This window comes from Serratia sp. CY32780, assembly GCF_052169135.1.
Lineage (GTDB): Bacteria > Pseudomonadota > Gammaproteobacteria > Enterobacterales > Enterobacteriaceae > Serratia > Serratia sarumanii.
In genome coordinates this window covers 182,954-202,053 of sequence record NZ_JBJNLI010000006.1, presented here as the reverse complement: position 1 = coordinate 202,053, position 19,100 = coordinate 182,954, and the positions used below count along the sequence as shown (strand labels likewise).

Here is a 19,100-nt window from a genome sequence, read left to right as displayed (position 1 = left end):
CTTGAGGGGGTAATCATGATCAGTACCGTCGCGCTGTTTTGGGCCTTATGTGTGGTGTGTGTGGTAAACATGGTGCGGTATTACTCTTCTCTGCGCGCATTGCTGGTGGTATTGCGCGGCTGCGATCCGCTGCTGTACCAATACGTCGATGGCGGCGGTTTCTTCACCGCCCACGGGCAACCCAGCAAGCAGCTGAGGCTGGTGCGCTATATCTTTGCGCAACGCTATGTCGAGCACCACGATCCGGAGTTTATTCGCCGCTGCGAACGGGTGCGCGGGCAGTTCATGCTGACCTCGGCCCTGTGCGGCCTGGTGGTCATCAGCCTGATAGCGCTGATGATCTGGTATTAATGCCTTCCTGTTTCCCTTGATGCAGGCAAAAAAAAGGCGGCCCTGCGGCCGCCTTCCTCATGATGCTTATCGCTTAGATCAGCTTCAACGCAACCCAATACAGCGCACCGGAAAGCAGAATCGAGATTGGCAGGGTCAGTACCCAGGCCAACAGGATGTTCTTCACGGTTTTGCTCTGCACGCCGCCGCCGTCCACGATCATCGTCCCGGCAACCGCCGAAGAGAGGACGTGGGTGGTGGAGACCGGCATGCCGGTATAACTCGCCACGCCGATAGACAGCGCCGCGGTCATCTGGGCCGATACGCCCTGGGCGTAGGTCATGCCTTTCTTGCCGATCTTCTCGCCGATGGTGGTGGCCACGCGTTTCCAGCCCACCATGGTGCCGAGCGACAGTGCCAGCGCGACGGCGACGATGATCCACATCGGCGCGTACTCGACGGTCTGCAGCAGATCCTGACGCAGGTTCTTCAGGAAGCGCTGGTCGGCGGATGAGGTTTCCGGCAGCTTGGCGACTTTATCCGCCGTGTCGGTCACGCACATCAGCAGGCGGCGCAGGTGGCTGCGCTGCTCAACCGTCAGCTGATCGTAGCTTTGCAGGTTGGTCAGCATGCCCTGAGCCAGCTCGATCGCCGGCATGGCGCGCGAACTGTCGCAGTGGAACTCGGCCGGCTTGTTCGGCGCAGCTTCGTCATCCGGGCTTGGCACCAGCGGCGTCAACGACACCGCATGCGATAGCGCGTCGCCGTGCTGCTGGTAATATTGCTGCAGGTGGGTCACGGCGTCACGCGTACGGGTGATGTCATAACCGGTTGCATTCATATTGACCACGAAGCCGGCCGGCGCAACGCCGATCAGCACCAGCATGATAAGGCCGATGCCTTTCTGCCCGTCGTTGGCGCCGTGCGAGAAGCTGACGCCAATCGCCGACAGGATCAGCGCGATACGGGTCCAGAACGGCGGCTTGCGTTTGCCGTCGACCTTTTCACGTTCCGCAGGGGTCATGTGGATACGCTGGCGTTTCTTGGTGCCACTCCAATAGCGGCGCAAGGCGAACACCATCACTCCCGCCACCATCATGCCGACCAGCGGCGAGAACAGCAGAGAAAGGAAAATGCCAATCATTTTCGGGACGTTAAGCGCATCCACCACCGAAGTGTGGGTCATCAGGGCGTTGGTTAAACCGACACCGATGATTGCGCCTATCAGCGTATGGGAACTGGAGGCCGGCAGACCGAAATACCAGGTGCCGAGGTTCCAGATGATTGCCGCCAACAGCATGGAGAAGACCATGGCTAATCCGTGTGCTGAACTGACGTTCAACAACAGATCGGTAGGCAGCAAGTGGACGATGGCGTAAGCAACACTCAAACCGCCGAGCATTACGCCAAGAAAGTTGAACAAACCTGCCATCACGACCGCAAGTTGCGAGCGCATGGCGCGGGTATAAATAACTGTAGCGACCGCATTGGCCGTATCATGAAAACCGTTGATGGCTTCATAAAACAACACGAACAACAATGCGAGAATTAACATCAGGCCGGTATGGAAATCCAGGCCAGCGAACAAATGCAGCATAAGCGTTACGCCAGTTTGTGGACATGAACGCCGCGCATTATCAGTGACAACCGGGGCCGGGGAAAAGGAAAATATGACGTTTTTTTGATTTGGACATGACGAAACGATGACGCGCCTATAACAAAAATATGGAATATCAATGCGTTATTCTCCTCTGACCTCTGTAATATTTTCTTACTATGGCGTTGGCGGCGCCGGGGCTTTACAATCTGCAGCCGTGAATTTGGCGGTGACCGGCGGCGAAACAGCGTAATATGGCGCCCTTTTGTCGCGATTGTGGTTTTGATAAGAGAGGCTCAGGTGGAACAGTTTGATGTCGTAGTGATTGGGGCGGGCGCCGCCGGCATGTTTTGCGCCGCGCAGGCGGGGCAACTCGGTTGCCGCGTGTTGCTGCTCGACAACGGCAAAAAACCGGGCCGCAAGATCCTGATGTCCGGCGGCGGGCGCTGCAACTTTACCAACATGTACGCCGAACCGGCGGCCTACCTGTCGAACAACCCGCACTTTTGCAAGTCGGCGCTGGCGCGCTACACCCAGTGGGACTTCATCGATCTGATCAACCGCTACGGCATCGCCTACCATGAAAAAACGCTGGGGCAGCTGTTCTGCGACGACTCGGCGCAGCAGGTGGTGGATCTGCTGGTCAAAGAGTGCGAGCTGGGCCAGGTGACGGTGCGCCTGCGCAGCGAAGTGCTGGGCGTGGAGAAAACCGAACATGGTTACGTGCTGGCGCTGAATGGTGAAAAAGTGAGTGCTCGCTCACTTGTGGTGGCCAGCGGCGGTTTGTCCATGCCGGGGCTGGGCGCTTCGCCGTTCGGTTACAAGCTGGCGGAGCAGTTCGGCCTCAGGGTGCTGCCGACGCGCGCCGGGCTGGTGCCTTTTACCCTGCATAAGCCGCTGCTGGAGCATGTGCAGACGCTGTCCGGCGTCTCGGTGCCGGCGGTGATCACCGCCGAGAACGGCGTCAGCTTCCGTGAAAGCATCCTGTTTACCCATCGCGGCCTGTCCGGCCCGGCGGTGCTGCAGCTGTCCAGCTACTGGCAACCGGGTGAGTATGTGAGCGTTAACTTACTTCCTGAGCTGGATTTGGCGGCCTTCCTGGATGATCAACGCCGCCAGCACCCGAACCAAAGCCTGAAAAACACCCTGGCGCTGCAATTGCCGAAGCGGTTGGTGGAGTGCTTGCAAACCCTGGGACAACTGCCGGAGGCCACGCTGAAGCAGCTGAATGCGCCGCAGCAGGCGGCGCTGGTGGAGCTGTTGCAGAACTGGCGCGTGCAGCCGAACGGCACCGAAGGCTACCGCACGGCGGAAGTGACGCTCGGCGGCGTCGACACCAACGAACTTTCCTCCAAGACGATGGAAGCCCACAAGGCGCCGGGGCTCTATTTTATCGGCGAAGTGGTGGACGTGACCGGGTGGTTGGGCGGCTACAACTTCCAGTGGGCGTGGAGCTCGGCCTGGGCCTGCGCCCAGGCGTTGGCGGCGCAGGGGCGTTAACGTTCAGCAGCGTGAAGGGGCTAGGCCGATTTAGAAGGCTATTTTATGATTATCCGACATCCGGAACACACCGTGATTTAATCGGCCGCCGGCCCCTTAAGCTCTATGCGATTGCCGTCCGGATCGCTAAAGTAAACCGATGGCCCGTCGCCTTCCGCGCCGTAGCGCGATTCAGCGGGCTCGACGGCGATCCCCTGCGATCGCAGATAGGCCAGCAGTTCGTCTTCGTTGAAAGGATCGATGCGCAGGCAGAGGTGATCGACATTTTGCCGGTGAGGATCGGGCGCGTCGCCGCCTTTTTTTCCAAGCTGGCCGTTCACGTCGACCAGATCAATCATGGCCGTTCCGGCGCGCAGGTGCACCAGCCCCAAATCGGGCCGCCGTTTGGCGATGTCGCAACCCAGCGTCTGGGTATAGAACCGCAGGCTTTTTTCCGCATCGCGCACGCGCAGAACCACATGATCGATAGTCTTCAGGCTGAAAGGGGGCATGATTTTCTCCCAGAATCGCTGCGTTACTCATCAGCATAATCGGCAACGCCCGATTTATCCTGTTTTCGCCCCCTATTGCTGCCAGAGCCGCCGCTTATCGCAGAGTCGCCACGATCTCTTCCAACGCCGCGCGCTGCGCCTCGCCGAGCGCGCTTTCCGTCGCCGCATTCTCCGCCAGCAGGGTTTGCAGGCCGATCAGCCAGTCATAGATATAAAACGCGGTGTTTTTGGTCGGCGTCGGCGCCAGCCGGGTTAACCGCTGCTGGCTGCTCCAGTCCACCGCCGGCTGCGGCGGCGGGGTAAAGATCGGCTGGCCGGGGTTGACGCGGCTCTCGGGGCGCGTTGCCGCATCGCGCCGCTGGAAGCCGAGCCAGGCGACGAAGTCGCCCAGTATCGCCAGCGCCTGGCTGATTTGCCGATCTTCACTCTGTTCCGGCAGGCCCCCGGCGCACAGCGCGCGTTCCAGCTCATCATCGAGCCGCAGGCGACAGGCGGCGCCGATCAGCGCATCGACCAGCAGTTCCAGATGCGGCTTTTCGACGCCGAGCAGCTCCAGCAACCGGCGGCTGTCCGGCAGGCTGCGCAGATGGTTGATCCAATCCGCGAATACCCGCGCGGCAAAGGGCGACGCGGAGGGCTCGCCGGATGCCGGGGTTTCCGGCGCGCCGAACAGATCGATGTCGAGCCCGAACGGTACAGGCGTCGTCGTCGGGGCCGGCGCGGCGTGCTGCTGTTGCTGATAAAGCTGGCGCAACGTATCGCGCTGCGGCAACAGCCGTTCCAGCAGTTCGCCGTGGCGGCCGGCCTGCGCCTGCAGCGCGCGCAGCAGCTGTTGGCCGCGTTGCTGCGCCGCGTGCGGAGCGGCGGCGGTGAGCCAGTTGCCGAGCAGGCTTTCCGTCAGCTCACGCTGCAACTCTTCGCGCTGTTCGAGCAGGCGCGCTTGCTTCTGGGCCGGGCGCGCCTGGGTGGCCAGGTAACTTACCATGCGGCGGCAATCCTGTTCATCCAGCGCCAGCAGCGTGGCCCAGCTGTCGCCGGGCTCGCCGACCTGGCGCTGTACGGCGTCGTCGGGGCGCGCTTTGCCTTCCCCGCGTTGATCGAACGGCGTGATCGCCCAGATCAGGCCGGGTTTGCGGCGCTGGCGCAGCGCCGGGGTTTCTCCCTGAGTCTGGTTGACCCAGTTGGCGAGCGCCTGGCCGACGCGGGCGGCGTCCTGCGGCGTGGCGGCGGCATCGGCCACCAGCAGCAGGTTGGCGTGCAGGCCGTCTGCGCAGCGGGTCAGCAAATGGGCGCGTTTCGCCTGTTGCAGCCGCTGCGTCGGTTCCGCCTGCGGGCAGGCGCGGCTGCCGGGCAGGTCGACCAGCGCCACGTCGGCGGGCAGGCCCGCCTGCGCCGTCTGCGGCAGAACGGTGGTGACTTCGGCGGTCAGCCAGGTCAGATCGCTCAACGCGATCTTCCGTTCACCGCCGTGTTCGGCCATCACGACGATCGCGGCGTTTTCCGCTGCGGCGCTCGCGGTCAGCAGCGGTAAGGCGCGGTGCGGAGCATGAACCTGTCGGCTGCCACCGAGGGCATGCAGCGTGTGCGCCAGCTGGCGATAATGCGCTGTCAGCGTCGTTTCCTCTCCCCACAGCGGCGCAAACAGGCGCGCGCGATCGTCGATGCTCAGCTGCGGCGCCAGCGCCACGGCCTGCGGCCAGAAATGCCTGTCCAGCGTCTGTTGCCCCTTGTCGCCGTGGCGGCGTTGGCTATCCCACAGCGCCAGCACATCGCTGTCGCTGAGGCCGTCGAGGGCGACGGCTTGGCGGTGACGCGCCAACGCTTGCAGATGGCCGGCGATCGCGCGGGCGTCCCAGTCCAGCCGGAAGCCGCCCATCGCGGCGGCATCGAGCGTGATGGCCAGCCACTGCGCTTCATCGAGCAGCGTGAGGGCGAGAGGATACTCGGTGGACGGCGTCGGCGCGGTGGCGCAGTAACGCACCGCCAGCGCGGCGTCGCCGTGCAGCCTTTCTGCGCCGGGGGCCAGCGCCGCCAGTAGGTGGGCCTTGGCGGCGGCGTTGTGGCCGTACAGGCCGATAGCGACCTGCTCAGGTTGCGCCTTCGCCAATTGCAGTGCGCGGTTATGGCAACGGCGCAGGCGCAGCGTCAGGCGATCGGCTTCCCGTTCCAAACGGGCGGACTGCCGGCGCGCGGCGCTCACCCAGGCGATCGCCTGCAGAATGCCGGCGCTGAGTGCGTGGTTCGGGGCCGATTGGGCGGTAGTGATAGCTTTCATCGTGGGTAAATGCTCCCGCTGTCTATCCAGTAGTGGGTCGCGCCGGAGGCGCTGGCAGCCAGGGTATTGAGTTTCAGTTGCAGATGGTGCGCCGGGACGGGGCTGCCGTCGGCCAGCAACGCCTGCGCGATCCTGACGCTTTCCGCGCCCTGTTCGGCGCTGGCGGTAATGGCCAGCCGCAGGGTGATCACCGCGTCGCCGGCCAGTTTGCGCGCCAGCTGGGCGTCATTGATGGTCAGCGTATAGAGCGGCGAGGCCGGCCAGCGTTCGTTGTCCAGTTGGCGGAAGCCCAGGCGCAGCGGGCCGCGCAGCTGGAAGCTGCCGGCGGGGTCGAGCGCGAAGTCGGCGCGATCCAGATCGATGTCGCGGTAATAGACGTTATCGTCCGCCAGCATGTTGTTGCCGTCCAGCATGCCCAGGTGGCGAATGGTGGAGTAAGGCTGGAAATCGCCGACGTTGAAGTAAAAGCTCTCCAGCCGCAGGTCGATCGCTAACAGGCACAACATGGCGCCCACCGCGGCGGTGGATTTCGGGTTGTCGATGCGGCCGCGTTTGTTGAACGGGTACCAGCTGCGGGTGTGGTAGCCCTCGAGCGGCAGAATGCGGCTGGCAGGCAGCGGCTGCAGGTGGCGCAGCAGCGCCTGCACGCCGGGGAAACGCGCCGGGCGGCCGGTCAACAGCAGCACGTCGCAGGTATACAGCGCCACCACCTCGGCCAGCAGGCGTAGGCAGCGACCGATGCCGATGCGATCGGACAAGAAGGCGGCGTGCAGATCGGCCAGGCGGATCACCAGCGGGGTGTGCAGAATCTCGAAGGCGTCGCTGTCGGCTTCGCGCTGCACCTCGCCGTTGATAAACGCCAGCACCTGCGGCGTCGGCGGCTGCGGCAGCAAATCGCCCAGGCTGGCGGCGATTTCCGCCCGGCTGTCCAGCGGGTCGTATTCTTCATAGGCGCCGAGCAGCGCGCGCCCGGCGGGCATGAAAATCTGCAGCGCGGCCTGCTGGCGCAGGGTGGAAAGCCCGTCCATACGCCCTTCGTTGCCGAACAGCCTGTCCATCAACGCCGGGGCGGCGCTTACGCCGGCGGCTTCGAACGCCTGCTGCACGGCGGGCAGGATAAACTGCTGGATGGCGTCCAGCAGGATATCGTCGCCGGCGACTTTAAAGCCCTCGCGGAACAGCAGGCGCGGGTTGATTTTGATGTTGTTGCCCACGCCGTCGTCGAGCGAATAGTGCGTGATCGCCAGATCGGTGGTGCCGCCGCCGATGTCGATGGAGGCGATGCGCAGCGTTTTGCCCGCCTGCTCATCCGGCGCCAGCGGCCGGTCGGGCCGGGCCATGGCGGCGAAAAAGGCGTCGGTGCGGCCGGCGAAGTTCACCTGGGTTTCATTGTACAGATAGACCATCTGGCCGCAGGTGGCCTCGTCCCACTCCATCTGCACCTGCGGCGCCGGGAAGCGGGCGTGCGCGCCGTCGAACGGCGCATCCTGCGGGTGCCAGTCGAGGGCCTTCCACACCAGCCCGATCGCCTCCTGCATGCGGCGGCGGAAGATCTCGCGCTCCGGTTTCGGCATCGCCGAAGGCAGCGTCAGAATGATGGCGCGCAAACGGCGCGGCGCGGCGGCGTTCGGCATGCGGCTGCGCTGGGCGATGCTGTTGATCTGCATCAGCGCCTGCGCCAGCAGCTCGCTCAGCATCAGCGTCATCACCGCGCTGCGGCTGTAATGGGCGGCGAACACCGGCAGCCGTTGCGCCGTCGGCAGGGCGGACAGCGGCACGCCTTCGTCGTTGATCAGGGTGGTCAACGGCGCGGCGGCGGCCATCGGCTCGTGCTGCTCGTTGAAGCGCCAGCCGGGCGCATAGCGCTCCTCGTCCCACAGGTAGCGGCGCGGGCTGGAAATGCCGGTAGTGCCTTCATGGCCCGTTCGCCGCTGCGCCAGCTGTGCGGCTTCGCGGCCGACGCGGGTGATGGACGGCCACTGGAAGGCGTCGTCGCGCCCGCTCTGGAACGACAGATGCGGCTTGCCGAAGCCGGCCCGAGAAAACTCCACCCGGCTCTCGAACAGTTCGTTGTAGACGCGGTGCGGCTCGGACAGCGAACGCAGCTGCAGTTCGTAGGTTTGCTTCAGGCCGTTGCTCTCCTCCGGATGATCCTCGACCAGCACGCCGCAGGTGTGCGAGTTGCCGACGTCCAGCACCAGATCGACGTCGATCGCCGGTTGCTGCAGCGTCGCCGCCACCATCTTTATCTGCGGCACCGCCAGCTGATGGCCAAGCATGTGCAACAAATTGAGGTAGTGCGCCTGATACTCGAAGGTTTTCAGCCCGGCGTTGATCTCTACTTCGGCACGCTGCTCCCGCTCGGCGGCGCGCTGGCTGAACGCCTCGCGCAGCCAGCCGTCCACCCAGGTCAGATCGAGGAACTCGCCCAGCTCGTGGTTGCGGTGCGCCAGCGCGAAACGGAGATCGGTGCCGAGATCGCTTTCGCCCGGCGCCAGCGCCTCCTGGCCGGGCGCCGCGGCGCGGGTGTCGAAGGCCAGCACCACGCGCAGCAGGTTGCCGTCCTGATCCGGTTCATCCAACTGCACCACCTGCAGGCGCGCCCAGTTGTCCGGGCCCGACAAGAACAGGCCCGCCGGGGTGTGGCGCAAGCAGGGCAGCGGCAACCAGAGCTTATCCAGCAGGTGCAGCGACTGCTGCAGCGGATAGCTGAACTCCGGCCGCACCACTTCGGCGGCCTGGTCGCCCACGGCCGGCAGCTGGTATTTGCCGCTCTCGGCCTCCCATTGCAGGCGCAGCAGCGGGCCGCTGGCGGTCTTGCGCACGAATTTGCCGGGAAACTCGGCGTCCAGCAGCGGCGTCAGGGCAAAGTCCAGAAACTGAATGCCGCTGTCCTGAATCAGCGTAATGCCGTGTTTGTAGTCCGTAAGGGGTGCCAGCATCATTTACTCTCGCGCTTGAACGTCATGGGATAGGTGGTGTCCGCATCGTAGCGGCCGGTGCACTCCGCCGCGCCGGTGTCGCCCTGGCGGCAGACGATCTCCGGGATCTGGTAGCGGCTGCCGTCGCTGCAGCGTGCCTTGGTGCGGCTGTTGATCACCAGATTGCCGGACTGCATCAGCCCGGCTTCGACCGCCACCCGGCAGCTGACGCCGTCGCCGTAGGCGATGACGGCGATGCCTTTGCCGCCGTTCAGACGATATTGCAGGCTGGGGCGCTTGCCGGTAATCGGGTCTTTCAGCGCCACGGTGGCGCGCCATTTGCCATTAAGGAAACGGGTGGAGCCGGCCTTCACCGCCTCGGGCGGCAGCACCAGCGCATGTTTGTCCAGCGGCGGCGGGATGACCGGCGCCGGGGGCGGCGGCATCAGCGTCGCGTGCGCCAGCGGTAAGCGCAGCTTGGGCAACGGCGCGGCGGTTTTTTCCGGCGGCGCCGGATGCTGGACCTCCGCCGGCATCGCCGGTTGCGGCGGCGGCGAGCGGTGCAGCCAGGCGGCCAGCGCCGCACTGCCCAGCAACAGTACGGGCAACAGCCAGAGAGCGTAGCGCCGGCGCGGGCGAACGGCGGCAGAGGATTCGATAGGCGCTGCCGGGGCGGGCGCCGGTTCAGGCTCGGCGGCCGGGGCCGGTTTTACCGGTTCGACAACGGCCGTCTTGCGCGGTGCGGCGGCGATCGGTGCCGGTTTTTCCACTTCCGATTCGATCGGGCGCAGGCAGGCCAGCGGATCGTCCGGGCTCTGCGCCTGCGGCTTGATAAAGCCCCAGAAGGTCAGCACCGGCCGATCGTCCACCAGGTAAACGTGGTTGGGGTCGGGCATGTGCATCGCTTTGGCCAGCAGCGCGCCGAACAGGCGATGGCTGGGGTGATCGGTCGCCTGGGCCTGTTCCGTCAGGCTGCGGAAGATCGTCAGGCAGTGTTCCAGGTGGCGCACCGCCTGCGCGCGCTGGGCATCGCTCGCCGCCAGCCAGGAGGTGACCTTGCCGGGGAAGGGCGCATACCAGTCGATGCGGGTGCCGCTTTCGTTCGGCTGGGGGATCGCCAGACAGTCGGCGGCCTGCTGCTGCCGGCGAAGACGCAGGGTTTCCCGCAGCTGCTGCGCGCAGGCGTAGATCGGTTGCCCGTTTTCGCCTAAAGCCAGCACATCATCCAAACTGCCACTGCGTAAGAAGGGTTTCACCACGGCACCGCACCTTGTCCTGTTCTGCAAAAACGCATAAAAGTCCATGATACCCCGCAGGCAGAGCCGCCAAACGGCCAAGGACAGCCCGAAAAACGCCCTTCTTTGGCGTTAGCGGAACCGGCACAGTGAAAATCTCGCTATCCGGACCTGTCCGTGAACCGCTTTATCTGAAAAATAGAACCTGGCCCCGGCAAGTGACGCCGGGGAACGATGTTCTCTTTCACTATGACATCGCCTCGCGGGTTGCCGATTTCGGTATGCCTCAGGCGTGCGGAGCGTTCACATGACGGACAGTCAGTCTGAAAAAACTCTCGTTGTTCCCCCTGCGCATCCCGCCGCCGGGCATTCGCCCCAGGGCTGGATGAACGGCTTCCTCGGCATGATTATTTTCAGCGGCTCGCTGCCCGCCACGCGGGTGGCGGTGCTGGAGCTCGATCCGCTGTTTCTGACGGCGGTCAGGGCGGCGATCGCCGCCTTGCTGGCGCTGTGTGCGCTGCTGATCACCCGCCAGGCGCGGCCGACGCGGGCCGATTTGCCGCCGCTGCTGTTTGTGGCGCTCGGCGTGGTCATCGGTTTTCCGCTGCTGACGGCGCTGGCGCTGCAGCACACCACCTCGGCGCATTCGCTGGTGTACATCGGCCTGCTGCCGCTGGCGACCGCCGGTTTTGGCGTTTTGCGCGGCGGAGAACGGCCCAAGCCCGCTTTTTGGGCTTTTTCAGGCGTCGGTGCCGTGCTGGTGGGCGCTTTCGCGCTAAGCCAGGGGAGCGGCGGCGGCTGGCAGGGGGATGCGCTGATGATCGGTGCGGTGCTGCTGTGCGGCCTGGGTTATGCCGAAGGGGCGGTGCTGTCGCGCCGGATCGGCGGCTGGCAGGTGATCTCCTGGGCGCTGGTGGCGGCGTTGCCGTTGACGCTGGCGGCCACTTGGCTGGCGGCGCCGGCCGGTTGGCCTGCCGTCAGCGGCGCCGCCTGGCTGTCGCTGGTTTACGTCTCGGTGTTCAGCATGTGGATTGGGTTTATTTTCTGGTATCGCGGCCTGGCGCAGGGCGGCATCGCCGCCGTCGGGCAGCTGCAGCTGCTGCAGCCGTTCTTCGGCCTGGCGCTGGCGGGCTGGCTGCTGCAGGAAACCGTCCAGCCGATGATGATCGCCGTGATGGCCGGCGTGGTGGTTTGCGTGTTCGGCGCCAAGCGCTTTTCCCGCTAGGCGCCGTTGCCGGCGCAGGCCAGGATCACCTCGCCGAGCCGTTCCACCGCCTGTTGCACCTGGCGGTCGGCGTAACCGCCCAATCCCAGCACCAGACCCGGCTCACCGTGGCCGGGCGCATACATCGGCGACACCGCCCGCAGCGCCAATCCGGCTTCGTTGGCGCATTGGGCGACCCGCACGTCATCGAGATCTTTCCTCAGCCACAGCACCATGTGCATGCCCTGATCGCAGGGCTGCACTATCGCCAGCTCAGCGGGGATGTGCGTGTTGATCGCCTCGATCAGCACCCGGCGTTTCTCGGCGTAGACGCCGCGCATTTTGCGGATATGCCGGTCGAGATACCCTTCGGCGATAAAGGCGGCCAGCACGTGTTGATCCGCGCTGGGCGGATGGCGATCCATCAGGATCCTGGCGCCGCAAAAGGCGTCGACCAGCGGTGGCGGCACGATGGCGTAACCCAGCCGCAGCGAAGGGAACAGCACCTTGCTGAAGGTGCCGAGATAGAGCGTTCGCTCGGGCGCCAGCCCCTGCAGCGAAGGGAACGGGTGGCCGGCGTAGCGCATCTCGCTGTCGTAGTCGTCTTCCACGATCCAGGCCTGCCGCTCTTTGGCCCAGCCCAACAGGGCGCTTCTTTTCGCCATGCTCATCGGCATGCCCAGCGGATATTGATGCGACGGCGTGACAAAGGCGGCGCGGGCGTCGGCGGCCAGGCGGATACCGGCGGCGACGTCGATGCCGTCGGCGGCGACGGGCACCCTAATCATGCGCCGATCGCGAAACAGGCTGTCGAAAATGGCGGTGATGCCGGCGTAGGCGGGGTCTTCCACCCAGGCGCTGTCGCCGGCGTCCAGCAGGATCTGTGCGGCCAAATAGAGCCCTTGTTGCGTGCCGGAGGTGATGAGGATTTGCTGCGGCGTGCAGTTTACCGAGCGGGAACGGCGCACATAGTCGCAGATGGCTTCGCGCAGCGGCAACGCGCCCAGCGGATCGCCGTAGCCTGACGGGGCGCCGGGGCCGCGCGCCCGGATGCGGTTGCCGAGCCGCCGCCAGATATCGTCGGGCGCGGTATCGCCGATCGGCACCGAGACGGTGAACGGCACCGGCGGCAACGCCCGCGCCTGGGCGGCAAAGCGCGCCAGATGCTGCGCCTGTGCGGAAAGCGGCACGGCTGTGGACGGAGCGGCCTGCACCGTGGCGTGTGGCGTGCGACGCGACGCCTGATAGTGGGCGACCCGGGTGCCGGAGCCGGGCTGCGGTTCGAGAAAACCTTCCGCCGTTAGCTGAGCGAACGCCTCCAATACCGTGCCGCGCGCCAGATTCAGCGCCGCCGACAGCCGGCGCGTCGAGGGCAGCAGATCGCCCGCTTTCAGATCGCCCCGGTGGATGGCCTGGCGCAGGGCCTGCGCCAGCTGGTGGCTAAGTTGACCCGCCTGACGATCGAGCTCGCCGAGGGCGGGGACGTCAACGGCTTTGGCTGTTCTGGGCATGCATTCCGGCTCGCAATCTATAGGGAAAATTAACGCTCAGAGTAGACCATTTTCGGTGTTAATAGCGGATATCTTTTATCATTTGTTCGCTGTTGTTAAGTTCAGCGTTGGCTACACCTGAATGAGCGTGATGAAACGTTCTAAAATGTTTTAAAACCTGCCGCCAGATTTTGGATATTTATTCGTAATATACGGAGTAAATAACGGGAATCTCCTGCGGGAATAAGTAAGCATTAGCGGCCATAAGGGCATGGCCATCCGTGGGGTGGTTTTGAGCGCAAACGCTGTCACGTCCTGTGAAGTGAGCATTGAAGCAGGATTGATCATGTAGCGACAAGGAAAGGGGTAATACAAAGGGAACGTTGAATTATCACCCGTCAGTAACATGGTTATGCATTAACAGTGAGAATATATGCGACGATTTTATCTCGATACCCAGATATTGATATGTTAATAATTACAAAAATAATTGTTTAGACGATTTGATAAAATGTCGATTGCATCACGGTTTTATATTTATACCCCTATTCTAAAAGTGAGTTTCATACCGCAATTTGTTTAAGTTTGTTTAACTTTATCTTCTGTCAAATGCCAAAAAAATCAAAAGTAAATATCATGTGTAACAAATGCTTTCTGATTAAGTTGTTTTTTTATTTTTTTTAAAATCAACTTATTGCGGTTATATCGGTTAAATTTTAATCAGATAAAGCATGCGAAAATTTTTATATTTTACAAATTGAATCATTTTGGTCTTTGAGTATCATTCTCATGGTATTATTATTCCTAACTAATTACTTGACGTAATCATTCAGTAGGAATTATCCATAATTATAACTATTTAGAGATATTAAATAGGCTAGGTTATTTTAAATTTCAGATGAATCGTGGCAAGACTGCGCGATCATGCTTTCCTCTGCATATGTCAGTTGTCGTAATGACTGTCTTTTGATTGCAAAAAAAACGCCAGCTTTATTAAGAATCTGATGGCCAACCTTCGGGCATTTTTTTGATCAAAAAACATACCGAGGTTTGAACCTGAGTTTCTTTGGATTTTACTGTTGAGTTTAGGCGGAAAATATGGAAGGAGCTGTTATGAATGACAGAAAGCCTATTTTTGAACCCATTTCGACGTGGTCAACCCAACGACCGGCTAAGCGTGCAGTCGTTTTTGGCGAGCAAACGTTGAGTTATGCCCAGCTTGAATACCAGTCCAATCTACTAGCGCGCTATTTATTATCAAAATATCCGATGCATCCACGAGGAAGAATTGCTGTCTATCTGGAGCCAGGTCTAATGATGCCTGTGGTGCTGTTGGCAATTCTCAAAGCGGGCTACACCTATATTCCCTTATCAGATTTTTTGCCTAACGAGAGAGTATTAAAAATTCTCGATGACGCTGCAGCCTTTTTGTTGCTGACCACGGTTTCCATCATGCGTAAAACGGGGATAGGAAAAAATTTCCCTTCTACGCTGGCGTTAGAGGATATCGCCTATGCAGATATGCCGGCTACGATAAGCCTGCCCGTGGTACAGAAAACGGATATCGCTTATGTGCTGTATACCTCAGGCTCTACCGGGTTACCAAAAGGGGTTGTCATTGAGCACGGGAATTTGAGTTATTACCTGGATTGGTTCAACCAAGCACTTTGGCCTGAAACTCAGGCAGTATTACCGCTGACTTCAACCTTGAGTTTTGCTGCTGCGGTTACGCAACTTTATGCCCCTTTGCTGCGTGGCGATACGTTGCATATTTTACCTGCCAATATTTTGCATGAGCCTGAAAAATTGCTGACTTGGTACGAACAACATCCTTCAGGAGCGCTTTATTGTGTGCCGACGGTATGGGATGCGTTGCTGCGCTACGATCGTCAAGCAGACGGCGCGTCGCGTTTACCAACAACCGTATTTCTTTCCGGTGAGCCGGTTCCCTTTGATCTAAAAGAGCGAACCTTTGCGCAATGTCCAGACGCAACGGTGTATAACCTATACGGCCCTACGGAAACGACGGCAAACGGCTCTTTCGCTCGTTTGGAAAAAGGGAAGGCGGTCACTCTGGGTAAGGCATTGCGAGGCAGTAAAATACTGATTGTTGATGATGACTGTTCACCTGTCAGCGGCGATCGGTGTGGGGAAATCTGTATTGTTGGGAAAGGCGTGGCGCGCGGTTACCTCAATCGCGATACATTAACTCACCAACGTTTCTTTACGCAGGAAATCGATCATGCGTGCTATCGTGGCCATCGAACCGGTGATTTGGGAAAATTCAATTCGCATGGCGAGATTGTCTATCTGGGTCGCATCGACCGCCAGATCAAGATAAATGGAGTGCGAATCGATCCGGAAGAGATTGAAATCGCCTTACGTGAAGATCACAGAATTAGACACGCCTTGGTGCGGAAGACAGAGGAAAGCACGGGGGGCATACGATTGATCGCTTACCTGGTTCCGGAATCTGAGGGGACTATTTCGGCAAACGAAATCAGGAATTTTTTGCGTTTGACGTTACCGGCAGCCATGATTCCTTCGCACTTTATTTTTGTCGAAACCATGCCAAAACTTCCTAACGGAAAACTGGACCTCCAGCGATTGCCCCAACCCGTTCCATCACGCCCTGCGCTGAGTTATGCTTTTCGTCCCGCCGCCAACGAATTGGAACAAGAACTCATTGATATATTCCAGGAGGCATTAGGTTTCTGTGACTTAGGCGCAGATGATAATTTCTTTGATCTGGGTGGCGGTTCGTTGCAGGTGATTCAGATAAGGCAATTAATTAAGCGCCGATTATTTAGCGATATTGATTACACCTTGTTTTTCGATAATGCAACGCCTCATCTGCTATCGTTTATCGTGCCTTACTATGTCAATGATACTGACCCGGTTGTGCTTGAAAATGATTTTAGGCTCCCGTCTATCTCTAGTGAACAGCGCTATTTTTTAACTTTAGATCAAATCAGCCCGGCGCCTGGCGCTTATCAGATTGCGTTTAGGTTGGCCTTCGGTGGGCCGCTGGATATTTCCGCCATGGAGTGGAGTATTCAGCAGATCTTGAAGAATAATCCAGTATTGCGCAGTCGCTTTAATCTAAACAACGTTAGTTGCAGTGAGGGAGACTATCCCGCGTCGGATTTGAAGATCGTGCGCCAGGAGTGCGCGGCGGAGATCTGCACTTTCGATGAGCTGAGCGACGAAGGGCTGTTGGCCGCCGCCGGCGTACCCGAGATGGATCTTGAACTCATGCCGCTCATTCATATCCGGTTCATGTCCCTACCGGCGAGCTGGCACATTCTCTTGCTACAGGTCCACCACACCGTTTTTGACCATGACTCTATCGGTTTATTCTTCAAGCAATTCATTGCTTATTTTCAGGCCTACCGCGCGGGCGATCGTGGCTTTGAGCTAGGCCAAGGCAAGGGGTATCAGCACTATCGTTGCTGGCAACAGCAGTGCATCCAGCCGACGCGCTACCCGCAGGAAAGAGAATTTTGGCTGGAAACTTTTGCTCATTACGTACATACCGGCGCAGATGCTTCCCTGTTCTCCCCCCGAGATACGTTGGAGGGAAAAAATGTGTGGTTTACGATCTCGAAAGCGTTGACGCAATCGCTCATGGCCTTTGCGAGAAGCCACCAAACCACAGTTTTTGTTTGTATGCTGACGGCATTCAATGTGTTGCTAAATACTTTTACGCGTTATCGCCATGTGCCAATTGGCATCCCTGTCTCCAATCGCATGCTTTATGAAGAAACCTCGCTGTTGGGTTGTTTCGTAAATAGAGTGACTTATTACGATAAGTACAGTCCTGAAGATGATATCGGATCGCTTTTAGATCGTTGTCGAAAAAGAGTGTATGGGTTATTGGAAAATCAAACGATACCTTATGATATTTTGAATAGTGACATTCGCGCGCATGGCTGGATGGATCTCTTGTATGCGCCGGTCTGTTTTAACTATTTAAGTGCGATGCCATCACCGGTCAATTGTGGTGGAGTTGATATTGACGTCAAAGCGGTAGAAAGCGACTTCGCAAAAGTCGATATGACATTGTCTATTCATGAAGGAGAATGTCTAAATGTTTGCTTTAACTATCATATGGCAGCGCTAAAAAAAGATGAAGTGATACGGCTGTCAAAAGAATATATCGGGATAATTGAAAGAATGACTCTTTGATGCATCCTGTTTTTTAAGAAATCTACTTTCAAACAATACAATATAAATTAGAGGTTCAGATCATGGTATCTGAAGATATTATTCATGCTAGATTTAAATGGCAGAGTAATGCTACGCCGGATTTGGTGGCGTTGCGATGTGATAATAACGCGCTGACCTATCAAAAACTGGACCAATATACGGATGCATTGGCGGAGCGATTAATTAGTCATGGGATAAAACCAGGGGATATCGTCGGCGTTTACCTTAATAAGGGAATGGATCTGGTTATCAGTTTATTAGGAATACTCAAGGCAGGCGCCTGCTATTTGCCATTGGACCCATATTATCCTGTTAACCGTCTGGCATACATGATTGACCATGCTGGTACGAGACTGGTCATTACGAGCGGTGTTCTGGATCAGGCGTTGAAAGACGCCTCCCAGCGTTGCGAATGGTTGGACATCACGCGCCTGGACCTCACTTTACCTTTGGCATCGGCTTTGCCGAAAGTCAGTGGGTCCAATCTCTGTTATGTCATGTATACGTCCGGATCAACCGGTAAGCCGAAGGGGGTGATGGTCAGTCATCGCACGGTTGTACAGTATTTGAAATGGATGCAGGCTGCGTTCAATCTGTGCCAGCATGATGTGGTACTGAACCAATCCAGCTTCAGTTTCGATGTTTCTGTCTGGGAAATATTTTGGCCTTTGATGACTGGCGCAAGCTGCGCGCTGATCGATGAGGAAATGAAATATGATCCCCTGCTAATGGCAAATTTCATTCGCCGCCACCGGGTTACCGTTGCCCAATTTGTACCCACTGCGTTACGCATTATCGTTGATGCCGATGTGGTGGGCGATTGTCGAACTTTAACGCATATTTTCGCCGGTGGCGAAGCGCTGCCGCAGAGTTTGGTCGACGATTTGAGCCGTCAGTTCTCCGGGCAGATCCACAATCTGTATGGGCCGACGGAAGCGACTATTTTTGCCTGCCATTGGCCGTGCTTGCCAGAGCAGGGAGAGGGCATGGTTCCCATAGGACGGCCGATTCCCCATGCGCGCGCCTATGTGTTGGACAACGCGCTTAAACCTGTTCAGCCCGGAAACTGCGGTGAGCTTTATTTGGGCGGCGACATTCTGGCCAAGGGGTACCTGCATGCTGAAACGTTGACCCTCGAGCGTTTCGTCAAAGATCCTTTTATCCCGGGCGAAAATCATAAAATGTACCGAACCGGCGACTTGGTCAAATGCCTTGATGACAATGTCTTGGAATTTATCGGCAGGGTTGATGATCAGGTAAAAGTTCGTGGGCATCGGATTGAACTGGCTGAAATCGAAATGCATTTGCAGGCTTTGCCCCAGATATCGCATGCCGCCGTTATTGTAGAGTTCAACCAAAATAATAAAATACCAACGCTATCTGCATTTTATGTTTCTCGTCATCAACAGCCTATTAATGTTCAGGAGGTAAAGAGCGCTTTGGCGAAGTCTCTGCCCTTCTTTATGCTGCCTTCCAGATTTATTTCATTGGATAAGATGCCGATTCATCCAAATGGCAAAGTCGATAAATCTAACCTTAGTTCGCATGAAAATAAAGGAGAGAGAGAGATGGTTGATATAAAAAGCAAGATGAGTTCTGATATAGAAGCGCAAATCATTTCTGTATGGAGAACGATTTTAAAAAACAAGGAGCTGTCAACGAAAGATAATTTCTTTGACGCTGGAGGTAATTCGTTATTGATGTCTAAAGTACACAGGGAAATAAAAGATAAGTTTTCCACGCCCATTACCATTATGGATTTATTCCAATACCCAACCGTACAGATGCTAAGTCAACGCATTGCAGAGAAAAATGCTGAGCTATTAGGAAAAAACAAATAATTTATTA

General features: G+C 58.6%; 11 protein-coding genes. 5 read left to right on the top strand and 6 right to left on the bottom strand.

What is annotated here, in order from left to right; translation table 11 throughout:
* Positions 1–15 precede the first annotated feature (15 nt).
* Positions 16–351 (top strand): universal stress protein UspB, encoded by a 336-nt coding sequence (gene uspB / locus ACJ8HH_RS21310; protein ID WP_016930435.1) that lies wholly within the window; start codon positions 16–18, stop codon positions 349–351.
* 73 nt (positions 352–424) lie between these two features.
* Here the strand turns inward: uspB and pitA are convergent, their stop codons facing one another.
* Positions 425–1,927 (bottom strand): inorganic phosphate transporter PitA, encoded by a 1,503-nt coding sequence (gene pitA / locus ACJ8HH_RS21305; RefSeq protein WP_033636373.1) that lies wholly within the window; start codon positions 1,925–1,927, stop codon positions 425–427.
* 300 nt (positions 1,928–2,227) lie between these two features.
* On the opposite strand from pitA, the gene ACJ8HH_RS21300 reads away from it, so the two are divergent.
* The gene (locus ACJ8HH_RS21300) at positions 2,228–3,427 is read left to right on the top strand and encodes an NAD(P)/FAD-dependent oxidoreductase (RefSeq protein WP_033649376.1); all 1,200 of its coding nucleotides are present in this window, start codon (positions 2,228–2,230) and stop codon (positions 3,425–3,427) included.
* Between the two features lie 77 nt (positions 3,428–3,504).
* On the opposite strand, the gene ACJ8HH_RS21295 is transcribed toward ACJ8HH_RS21300, so the two are convergent.
* The 4 genes from ACJ8HH_RS21295 to ACJ8HH_RS21280 form a co-directional block, all read right to left on the bottom strand.
* On the bottom strand, positions 3,505–3,918 hold the full coding sequence (locus tag ACJ8HH_RS21295) for a VOC family protein (protein ID WP_033649375.1): 414 nt from the start codon (positions 3,916–3,918) through the stop codon (positions 3,505–3,507).
* A gap of 94 nt (positions 3,919–4,012) precedes the next feature.
* Positions 4,013–6,193 carry a virulence factor SrfC family protein gene (locus tag ACJ8HH_RS21290; protein WP_033649374.1) on the bottom strand — a complete coding sequence of 727 codons (2,181 nt, stop codon included), beginning with the start codon at positions 6,191–6,193 and terminating at the stop codon, positions 4,013–4,015.
* Entirely contained in the window at positions 6,190–9,135 is a 2,946-nt protein-coding gene (locus ACJ8HH_RS21285) for a virulence factor SrfB (protein WP_033654509.1), read from the bottom strand. The genes ACJ8HH_RS21290 and ACJ8HH_RS21285 overlap by 4 nt, the downstream gene beginning before the upstream one ends.
* Entirely contained in the window at positions 9,135–10,373 is a 1,239-nt protein-coding gene (locus tag ACJ8HH_RS21280; protein ID WP_033649373.1) for an SrfA family protein, read from the bottom strand. The genes ACJ8HH_RS21285 and ACJ8HH_RS21280 overlap by 1 nt, the downstream gene beginning before the upstream one ends.
* A gap of 283 nt (positions 10,374–10,656) precedes the next feature.
* Here ACJ8HH_RS21280 and ACJ8HH_RS21275 point away from each other — a divergent pair, with 283 nt between their 5' ends.
* Positions 10,657–11,574 (top strand): DMT family transporter, encoded by a 918-nt coding sequence (locus ACJ8HH_RS21275; RefSeq protein ID WP_060452079.1) that lies wholly within the window; start codon positions 10,657–10,659, stop codon positions 11,572–11,574.
* On the opposite strand, the gene pdxR is transcribed toward ACJ8HH_RS21275, so the two are convergent.
* A complete protein-coding gene (pdxR, locus tag ACJ8HH_RS21270) occupies positions 11,571–13,064 on the bottom strand; it encodes a MocR-like pyridoxine biosynthesis transcription factor PdxR (RefSeq protein WP_060452080.1) in 1,494 nt (497 codons plus the stop codon). The two genes, ACJ8HH_RS21275 and pdxR, sit on opposite strands and share 4 nt — an antisense overlap.
* Positions 13,065–14,156: 1,092 nt before the next feature.
* Here pdxR and ACJ8HH_RS21265 point away from each other — a divergent pair.
* Together ACJ8HH_RS21265 and ACJ8HH_RS21260 are read left to right on the top strand one after the other, a co-directional pair.
* Positions 14,157–17,231, top strand: a complete 3,075-nt coding sequence (locus ACJ8HH_RS21265) for an AMP-binding protein (RefSeq protein ID WP_060452081.1) — start codon at positions 14,157–14,159, stop codon at positions 17,229–17,231.
* Positions 17,232–17,293: 62 nt separating this feature from the next.
* On the top strand, positions 17,294–19,093 hold the full coding sequence (locus ACJ8HH_RS21260; RefSeq protein ID WP_033649369.1) for a non-ribosomal peptide synthetase: 1,800 nt from the start codon (positions 17,294–17,296) through the stop codon (positions 19,091–19,093).
* Positions 19,094–19,100 lie beyond the last annotated feature (7 nt).